Origin of the sequence: Massilia glaciei (assembly GCF_003011895.2) — a bacterium.
GTDB lineage: Bacteria > Pseudomonadota > Gammaproteobacteria > Burkholderiales > Burkholderiaceae_D > Telluria_A > Telluria_A glaciei.
Genome location: NZ_PXWF02000006.1, coordinates 1 through 8,957, shown reverse-complemented (window position 1 = coordinate 8,957; position 8,957 = coordinate 1). Strand labels below are relative to the sequence as shown.

The following is an 8,957-nucleotide window of genomic DNA, read 5'->3' as shown; positions in this document are numbered from 1 at the left end:
TATGCGCTTAAGTCCGGTGGATTGGCTCGCGATGGGGGCACCGAAGTGCGGCGGGTGTACCACGCAGCATCTCCCTGCATCGAGAAGCGCCACGCCAAACTGAACTTGCAGCAGAAAAACGAAACTCAATTCCTGGTCGCGATCGACGATCTGACTGGGGTGAGCCAGCACATTGCGCGACTGGTCGGATATCAAAACCTTAGCAACCTGCCCAAGGTCTTCCACACGCGTTGGGTAGGATTCGATCTGGCGCAGTGGAAAATCATTCTGGGCTCGACGAACACGCCGTTTTTCACCGTGCCAGGGATGCTAACCCTGATGCACGGCATACTAAGCGCGATTGAAAAATTCCATGAATATGGCCTCGTCCATAACGATTTGCACTGGAAAAACCTTATTTTGCCGTTCGAGTACGATCTGGTGACGGGAAAGGGGGTGCTCCTGTTATCGAAACTCAAAATGATCGACTTCGAACTGGCTCTGCGCCCCATCAACGCCACACCAGAAATGTCTGGCCGCGGCGCCACTATGTGGCTCGACTCGGAATCGAATCCGATCGCCTTGCATCCAGAATGGCATAGCGACTTGGTATGCCCCTACCGGAGCGACGGCAAGGGCGGCTATCTGGCCAGGGCCGATGGCAAACCGGGCTATGAGCCGAAGACGAACCCGTTCGGAAATTTGGCCAAGGTCGATTTCGGGGTCGACTTGTTCACCTTGTCGAAAATGCTGAACCACCTTATTGTCATGGCCGAAGACGAAGACGTCTGGACCGATGCGCATATTGAAAAATACTCGGACCAGCACGATTTCTTGTTGACCCTGCCGCATCAACTCGCCCAGTACGACAACATACCCGCCGTCCCGCGCGAGCCACCGCACTGCGGCCTCATCAAGGCCATCGAGGAGCTGGTGGTTGTCGGCGAGCACAACCGTGCTAGCTTCACGGTCGCACCTGGCGTCGCAGCGCCGGACGCCGCGGATCCACGCGCGGCCGCGCCGGCGACGTTGCTGTCTGTCATGAGCCGTCATGCGAAATCAAAACGTCGCGCTTTGCAGGCATTCCAAGATGTCGAGACCGCATGGTGCCCTATCGTCGTCGCAATACCCGCCGCCCGCGCCAAAAGCGCGCACGCGCCCTCGCTGGTGACCCCAATCGCCGTCTCGGTCGATCCGGTGACGGTCGCGCAGTTCCAGCACTTCCTTCGCGAACGGGGGGCGCGGCACCGCGCGGCGTACGTCACGCTGCCACCCGACAAGGCGCAGTTGCCAATGACCAACGTCACGCGCGCCGACTGCCAGGAATGGTTGGATTGGCTAAACGACCGACTGCTGGGCCACTTTTCCAACGGACAACGTATATCTCCGTACCGCCTGCTGACGGAGGAGGAATGGCGATTTTGTTGCGCCTGTGGCACGGATGCGCGCTTCATGATCGGCGCGCGGTCGGCATCGGATATCGCTCGGGGAGGCGCCATCTACAAATTTAACGAAAGCAATATTGCGGGCCAGCGCTGGCATGACAGTGAAATGAAGATCGGGCCCCAACCGGTCGGCCATGCGTGGAACCGCATCAACGCGTTCAATCTACGCGGGATGCACGGCAATGTCTGGGAGTTGGTCACCGCGGACGGCGGCGCCGCCACGCAGGTAAAGGGTGGCAGCTACCTGTCGCCGCCGCGCGAACTGGACGCTTCTTATGCGCGTTCGGTTGCTGCGAAAGACGCCAGGTCTGATATCGGTTTCCGTATCTGCAGAAATTTATTCCCAATTGAAATTGACCACACCGGAGACCAGCTATGAACCCGCACGCAAATCAACCCTTTGCCGAGCCAACGCCCGGAGACCGAACCGCCCAATCGGTGCTGATCGGCGTCATCGCGCTGTTCGTGGTCGTGCTGACATTGGGATGGAGCAAACTGATCGGCGCTTGGTTTTCACCCGGTCTCAGCTTCGCCGCCTGGCTCGTGGCCCTGGGTATGGCACTGGTCGCGGTGGTCCTGGCCAAGGGCGTAGCCCTGGAAAAAATTCGCCTGCGCCTCATGGCGGTCGGCGCAGCCGCCCGGGCCGACTTCACTTGGGTAGCGTATTTCGCCGCCCTGTTCGTGATCAGCGCCTTGGGCACGATGAACACGGCTTTCTATTTCGGAGAAGGCAAACAGGTGCTCACCGAGGCGATCGACCACGCCAACGAGGATCTGGCCTCGTTGCAGGCGAGCGCTCCGAAGTTGCTCAGCGATCCACAGTTGGAACAGAAGAAGGCCAGCATTAACCGCTTGCTTTCGAACCTGGAAGCGGAGATTTCAAGCGCAAACGGGGGCAACAACTGCGGCGTCGCCGCTTCGTCGCGGGAAATCATCCGCGAATTGGCGGTGGTGCTGCCCGGCTTCCGCCAATTGTCGGGTTCGACCGGTTTCACCTGTGCAGGTAATGAAGCACGGTTCAAGGCGCTAGCGCTCAGTTATCGCAACCAGGCGTACCAATTATTGCGCAACCATCCCGACTATGTGGCGGTCAATGGCGAGCGCAAAGAACGCCTGCAGGCCACCGTGCGCGAACGCGTCACCCAAGAAAATCAGCGATTGATGGCAGCTAAGGCACAGCTCGATGGCGCAGCGGACGGCGCAGCGAAGCCGGGTGGTGCCTATGGCGAAGCGAAGAACGCCCTCGAGGCGGCCTCGACGACCTATTCTCAGCTGCTGGTCGAGTTGGAGCAGGTCAGTGGTGCGCGAACGAGCTTGCCGCGGGCCATAGCCGTGGACCAGGCGCGGCAGCTCGGTTCGATCGCGCAAATCGTGCCATCGATGGTGGGACGGCTCGACAGGCTCACCACTTGGTTCTACTTCCTTATCGCGATCTCGGCCGATGTGATCCTAATCATGTGCTTCATGCGCGTATTCGGCGCTGGACGCCGCGAGGGTGGCGCACGCCAGAACGGCCGCGAACATGTCCAAACCAAGACCGACCTGAATTTCCTGTGGGTCAATCCTTAACAAGATTTTTACACCGAAAGGATCTCGCCATGAATGAGAAACCATTACCGGATTATTTGAAGGACGGCGAAACGTTACCACCTGGACAGCAGACGGACGCGGTCACCGAGCCGACCGGCTCCAGCCGCGATTTGCCGAAGCGCCTGCTCGACGCCGGCTATCATCCGGTCCTCCTCTTCGGCACCTCGACTTCGGGGAAATCCTGCATCCTGTCGTCTTTGATGAGCTACCTGCGCACGACCCCTCACGCCAGCATCAGTTTCGGCGATGGAGTCATCAAGACCGACAGCGAATATGGGCGCCGGCAACTGATGCGCGCGCAATTCCTCTTCAACCGCAGCGTGTTGGAATTCATCGCAGGAAAGGCAAACGACGCAACCCAAGACGAACCTTTCTATGTGCCCGTCGTGGTCACGCCCGCCAACGGGCTTCCGCAGGTCAAATTTGCTTTTCTCGAAAGCATGGGGGAACTCTACAAACCGGCACCAAAAACGCACGAGTATTTCAAGGCGCCCCCGAGCGAGGTATCGGATGTCATGCAGCAATTTCATCAGGCGATTTCGGTGATTTATGTTGCTCCCTTTGCTATTAACCAGGGTTATGTCTATGATAACAACACGCCTGACGACGGCGCCGCCAGACGGGAAGCCGACCTCGGCTTGGTCGGCACGATCAAGGCGTACGAAAAAATGCGCACCGCCAAGGGCAAAGACCATCACCTGTACCTGCTGTCGAAGTGGGATCTGTACACCCATGAAAAATGCGCCGATACGGAATTTTATGCCCCCACACCAGGCTCGATACATAAACTGCTGGGCGAACGCTTCAATCAATCATGGTCGGCGTACCAGGCGATGCCGCTCGGCGTGGCGAGTGATCGACGCAACTATATGCAATATTGCTCTGGCCTGATAGGCGGAAAGAACATACTCGGCGTCGACGATGAGATCAAGAAAATCATCGATCGCTATCCGCGCACCCTTTGGAATTGGCTGTATCAAAACGCGACGACCAAGGACGGTGTCCCGGGCCCCCCCTTGTTCCATGACGTCCTGCCGCGCATTCCGCGAAAGCCAACCCTCTCCGAACGTATTTTGGGTGTCAAATGATCGGGCGCCTCACTTCGGGCAGCGAGCAATAGATGCTAGCCATTTCCATCATGGGTGTCACGCCGGGTCTGGAGGTTGTGACCTTCGGCAAGCTGCCGTTCCCCCTGGTCGACAGCTGGATTACGATCAGCACGTCGGAACTGGTTGTTCAGCCATCCCAGAGCGCCTACGTTGTCACGCGGCGCATCGTTGATCGCCACTTGTTGACCTGGATCGGCTATTACCGGTCTGCATTCGCCATTGGCGGCAGTCGCGACGGCGGATACTACGGTGCAGGGATCTGGCTGGTGGACCATCAGGTGCCCGGTGAGGCTGTGGTGAACCTGCTGCCTTTGCTGGCCGACCAAGTCAATCGGCTCGCCATGTCGAACGGCCGGTTCGTGCGCCGCCTGGACGACATTCACGAGGAGATTCAATGGCCAGACGCCGAAGGCAAGCGGCTTAGACAGTCCATGACGCCGCTGGTCGATGCGCGCGGTTTGGGGAGCGGGAATTTGGCCTGGGGCTATCTGGATCTCGCAAATCGCGACCATGCGCCCTATCTTGGCCTGTTCCTCGACTGGATACAGTCAGGCGCGCCGTTCACCACATTTAGCCGAATCGCACTGAGCCCAGACGCTGCAGTCACGGAATCGGTGCGTGAACGTGGCAGCATGAAATTGATCTCTCCTTATAACTTGCTTGCAGGGGATGCGCCTCAGGCCGGCGCGTTGAAATTGGCGGCGCTCACGGAACAACTGGCCGGTGCCGAACTTGAGTTCGAGAAAATGCTGGGGGCCAATACGGAGCTGCACCAGCAAATTCAGCAGGCGCAACGTCGGGAGACGGAATTGCGCGCGCAAGCAGGCAAGCAGGAGGCGGCACTCAACAGCGCAGAGACTCGGCTAAAGGAACAACAGGGGAAGCACGTCTTGGAATTGGACGCGGCACGCGCCGGTTTGTTCGCGAGACTGGAGCCGCTGGAGGAAAGCATACGACAGCTGCACGGTCAACTGGAGGCCAGCCAGAAAGCACGGGCGGCTCTAGCGTTTGAACTCGACAGCGCCAGACGCGGCGCGTCGAAAAATCCGGCCCCGCTTTATGGCACCGGTGGCTCTATGACACCTCAGGCCTACGAGTCGAAATCGGACGCGCGGTCAATAGCCGCGCTCAACGATAATCTCTACCACGCCCAGAAGTGCGAATTCGAACTTGCGCGCAAACTACAAGTCCTTGAGCTGGAGAATCGTCAGCTAAGGGACCGGTATAACGACGGAGGCTGGCTGCGGTATTGGACCGCCACCCAGCATCTCCGACATTTGCCCGCGCTCGCCTTAGGGGTTCTTGTGTTGGTACTGGTATCTCTCATTTCGCAACGACTGTTCAAGATCCCCGTCCCTGATGATCCCCCACTTCCGGGAATTTCCCCTCCAATCGAGATCCAATTGTGTGGTGACCCGGAGACGTCCCTTTCGAACTGGAAAATGGTGTTTAGCAGTCAATCGATCGTCTCGGCCGACGAGGCCGCAGCGTTTATCGTGGATAACGCGTGCAGCAAACGCGATAAAATTTGCCGGAGCCAAGATCTGGTTCAGATTCGGGCCCAACTGATCCGCGCGGCCACTTCAGGCGTCCAAACTGGTGGCGTTCCCCAAATCGACCCTGGCCAGTCGACGGCATTGCGATTGCCAATCGGCTGTTCAGCCGGCGAGTTCTCGGACAAAGGAATGGTGCTGTTGCCCGGCGTCGACACCGCCCCTGTCTCTGCCAAAGTTATTGAGCCTGCTGCGCCAAAAGCGACGCAGCAACCTGCACCCTCCCTTTCAAGCCAACTCGCCTCCATCCAAAGGCAAAGGCAGACGCAACTGCCGTTGCTGAAACAATGCTCTGCCAACGTGCGCACGCCCACACTGGAAAAGGCGTGCAAGGAATTGCGAAAGCGGGAGGAAACAGAACGACAAATGAAGCAGTCGGGCGGTGCCAAGCCGCCGCCGCATCCGCCGCCGCCGCAGCGTGTGGCCCCGGACGCCAATATTTGGCAGAATGGGATAGGGCCGGTCGAGCCGTTACCAGGCCACGATAGTGGCACGCCTATCAGCGGCCATGACAAGTAGCTGGAGAACAGGAAGGTCGAAAGCGCCCATCGACAAGGGCGGCGCACTATCATGCGTTCGGTCGGCGCCACCACCGGTCCCGGCCGCGCGCGCCAGCTCCGGGCCTTGCAGCGTGGCACGCATTGGCCCAGTCGCGGCTAAGGCAACTCGCCACGGCGCGTGGGGGCCGCCTTCACCATACCGGCCAACTGGCGCCGGCGGCGGCACCTCCAGCTGGCGCATCGCAATTTAGTGCTGCGGCCGCACCGGCTGTTCCGGAGGCCGTCTGACTGGCCTATAGCCGCGTGCCGGCATCGACTTCGGTCTTGAGCGTCAAGGCTCGCAGCGTGTCCGTCTGCTCGGCCACTTGGTGCTGCAGGGCCTCGACCTGACCGGTCAGAAGGGCAGGGCCTTCGTCGAAGCCGAGAGTTCCAACGGGTTCACGATCGTGACGGCGGACGCGCAGGGCGGAATGGTCGATGTCCACGACCGGCGCCCCCCGTGGCGCTGTCGGCCGCGGACGCGGCGCTCTGGCTGGATCCTTCGCTCGAGCCGGAACTGGCCGAGCAGCTGATACGGTCGGTGGCGCTCGGGCCCGATTCGTTCGGTTGGTTTATGGTCGACCGCGCCGTCGGCAACGTCAAGAGCCAGGGGCCACAGCTGGCGTTGCCACTCGTTCAGCCCGAACCGCGCTGACCGGCTTGGAGTTCTTCGTCTCAGTTTCGTGAACTACACCCGGCAAAGCCAGGCTCTGAGAAGCAAAGGATTGCCGAAGGCAACCCGAGCCCAATGGCGAGGGAGGGGCAGGGCGAGTCCGGCGCAGGGCGTGGCCGGTTTTGGCGGGGCGCGCAGCGCCGCGTTGCCTTTGCAGCCCTAGTGGCCAAGGGGGTGCTGCACGGGCGCGGGGGGTATCGCGCACTTGCAGCTTCCCCTGATGAGCGTACCTCGTCCATACCGTCCCAATGGACGGCCGATCGTGCTTTGCCGGCAGCGAGGCCTGGAAGGTGGGCGGCGGCCGCCCAGTCGCGCAGCGACCAAGCGCGAACGCGCGCGCCTGGAATGGGCGAAGACATGCCCCGGATGCTGCATTTGATTGTGCTTATGTTCTGCCTTGGCCAGTCCCGGCTTCGTCGTCGCCTACGAATTGGCCTGCGGCGATTGCGAAGCGGCCGAGCTGGCGGTTCACGCGGAGCTCGGCCGGTATCGCGAGAACAGCTAGCGCGAGGTCTTCCGGGTCGACATCACCACCGCGGTCGACGCGCTGCGGCAGGTCGAACGCGGAAAGGCAGTCCTCTAGCGCGGAGACCTTACTTCTTATCGTTGCCGCGATATTTGCCGGAGGGCACGTTCGGGACCTTGCTCGGATAATTTGGTCCAGGGTTGTTGGAAGGGGTCGCCGAGCGTGGTTTGATGGAATTGTTCATGATGTATAGTCCTTGTAGTGGTTGGGTTGTTGGTGAACGTCGCCGTTGCACGACGTCACGCGACGATTGTCGCCGCCTTCACACCCAACCTGATACCGCACCATGGAAAACCTGCCCGCCTTCGATCTGCTCACGACGCCCTTCGGCGAGCTGAAAAAACTGACCCTGGTCCAGATTCTGACCGTGCCTTTCGCGCCGCTGATGCTGCTGCGGCCACTAAAGCTGTTCAAATCGACCCTTGGCCTGACACCCGGCGTTGCCACGGTGCCCGATCCGGAGTTTCTCGTTGTCCTGCTCGAAGGTATGACGCACCAGGAAGCCCTGCGCGGGCAATTGAACATCCAGTTCAAAAACCTCGAGAACTTGCTGCGCGGCGCGCACGTACCCACCAACACGACACTGCGCCTACTGCAGGCGGCACTTGGCATCGATGCCGATGTTTTGGCGGCACTTGTGCACGGGAACAAGAACGGCCACCTGATGCCCCAGTACGTTAACGGGGCCCAGGTGATGGAAGGCCTGTTTTTCAACGTTTTCAAGGTCTTGGGATCGGCGGTGCACAGTTGCCCCAGTTGCCAGGGCAATGTATTGGCAGACATGGACGCCTGGTGGGGGAGTTCTCCCCTCAGATTGGCGCCCGACGCCTATGGGTTTGTGGACCGATTGCTCAAGTGCGTCGTCGGCGCCGACTGGCTGCTCGGCTACGCCAAGCCCGAAGCGCGCCCGCTGAAAGGATCGCTCGTGATCTTGGCGGATCCCCGCAACCACCCGATAGGCCAATGGATGGACCTGGTGCGTTTCATGCGCGGCGATAAACACCTGTGGCAGATTGCGATAGATGACGGGATCGGCCAGGCAGGCGAGGTCGGTGTCCCGGCCGGGCGGCTGGCCAAGTGGAAGAGCGGCCAGGATTTGCTGCCGATGGCCAAGGCTTCACTGATGATCAAGGATCTGCCGAAACAGGCCGCTTTGCACAGCAGCCTGCTCGCTGCGCGCATGTTCGCACTGGCCATCGATGTGGTGCGCGCCACCGCCGCGGGCGAGGGGTACCCGACACGGGCGGCAGCCCAGCAGATCGTAGCCGACCGATTCAAGCAGCTGCAGGCCAACTTCAAGCTCAGTATCGAGATCTTTAGCGGCATGGCGCAGTCCCAGCCGGCTGTGGTTGCAGCGAATGGAAGCAAGCTAGCGCTGCCGCCCGGGTCCTCATCGGCCAAAGAACTATGAAGCGCGGGGGGCTTCCAGCTGGTGGGCAGGACGGTCAGGCCGCGGGACAATCTAAATAGGGCCGGCGAACGCACTACCCGTTCCCGGCTGTTGACGCTATACTGTGTTTATATAAGGGGTATCCAGTTAGCT

General features: G+C 60.4%; 7 protein-coding genes. 6 read left to right on the top strand and 1 reads right to left on the bottom strand.

Translation table 11 applies throughout. From position 1 onward, the window contains the following. From C7C56_RS00340 to C7C56_RS00325, 4 genes are all read left to right on the top strand, one after another. A partial coding sequence (locus C7C56_RS00340) for an SUMF1/EgtB/PvdO family nonheme iron enzyme (protein WP_146204212.1) occupies positions 1-1,803 on the top strand: 1,803 nt, incomplete at its 5' end. Then, complete coding sequence (locus C7C56_RS00335) at positions 1,800-2,993, top strand: hypothetical protein (RefSeq protein WP_106755524.1); 1,194 nt, start codon at positions 1,800-1,802, stop codon at positions 2,991-2,993. The genes C7C56_RS00340 and C7C56_RS00335, both read left to right, overlap by 4 nt. Before the next feature lie 29 nt (positions 2,994-3,022). Next, entirely contained in the window at positions 3,023-4,102 is a 1,080-nt protein-coding gene (locus C7C56_RS00330) for a hypothetical protein (RefSeq protein ID WP_146204211.1), read from the top strand. Between the two features lie 32 nt (positions 4,103-4,134). Next, positions 4,135-6,195 (top strand): hypothetical protein, encoded by a 2,061-nt coding sequence (locus C7C56_RS00325; protein WP_106755522.1) that lies wholly within the window; start codon positions 4,135-4,137, stop codon positions 6,193-6,195. 274 nt (positions 6,196-6,469) lie between these two features. On the opposite strand, the gene C7C56_RS28485 is transcribed toward C7C56_RS00325, so the two are convergent. Beyond that, on the bottom strand, positions 6,470-6,661 hold the full coding sequence (locus C7C56_RS28485) for a hypothetical protein (RefSeq protein ID WP_181372953.1): 192 nt from the start codon (positions 6,659-6,661) through the stop codon (positions 6,470-6,472). A 14-nt stretch (positions 6,662-6,675) separates the two neighbouring features. Here C7C56_RS28485 and C7C56_RS00320 point away from each other — a divergent pair, with 14 nt between their 5' ends. Then, positions 6,676-6,870: an SOS response-associated peptidase family protein gene (locus C7C56_RS00320; RefSeq protein ID WP_181372952.1), complete on the top strand. Its 195-nt coding sequence runs from the start codon at positions 6,676-6,678 to the stop codon at positions 6,868-6,870. A gap of 830 nt (positions 6,871-7,700) precedes the next feature. Beyond that, entirely contained in the window at positions 7,701-8,825 is a 1,125-nt protein-coding gene (locus C7C56_RS00315) for a hypothetical protein (protein WP_106755521.1), read from the top strand. Positions 8,826-8,957: the final 132 nt, after the last annotated feature.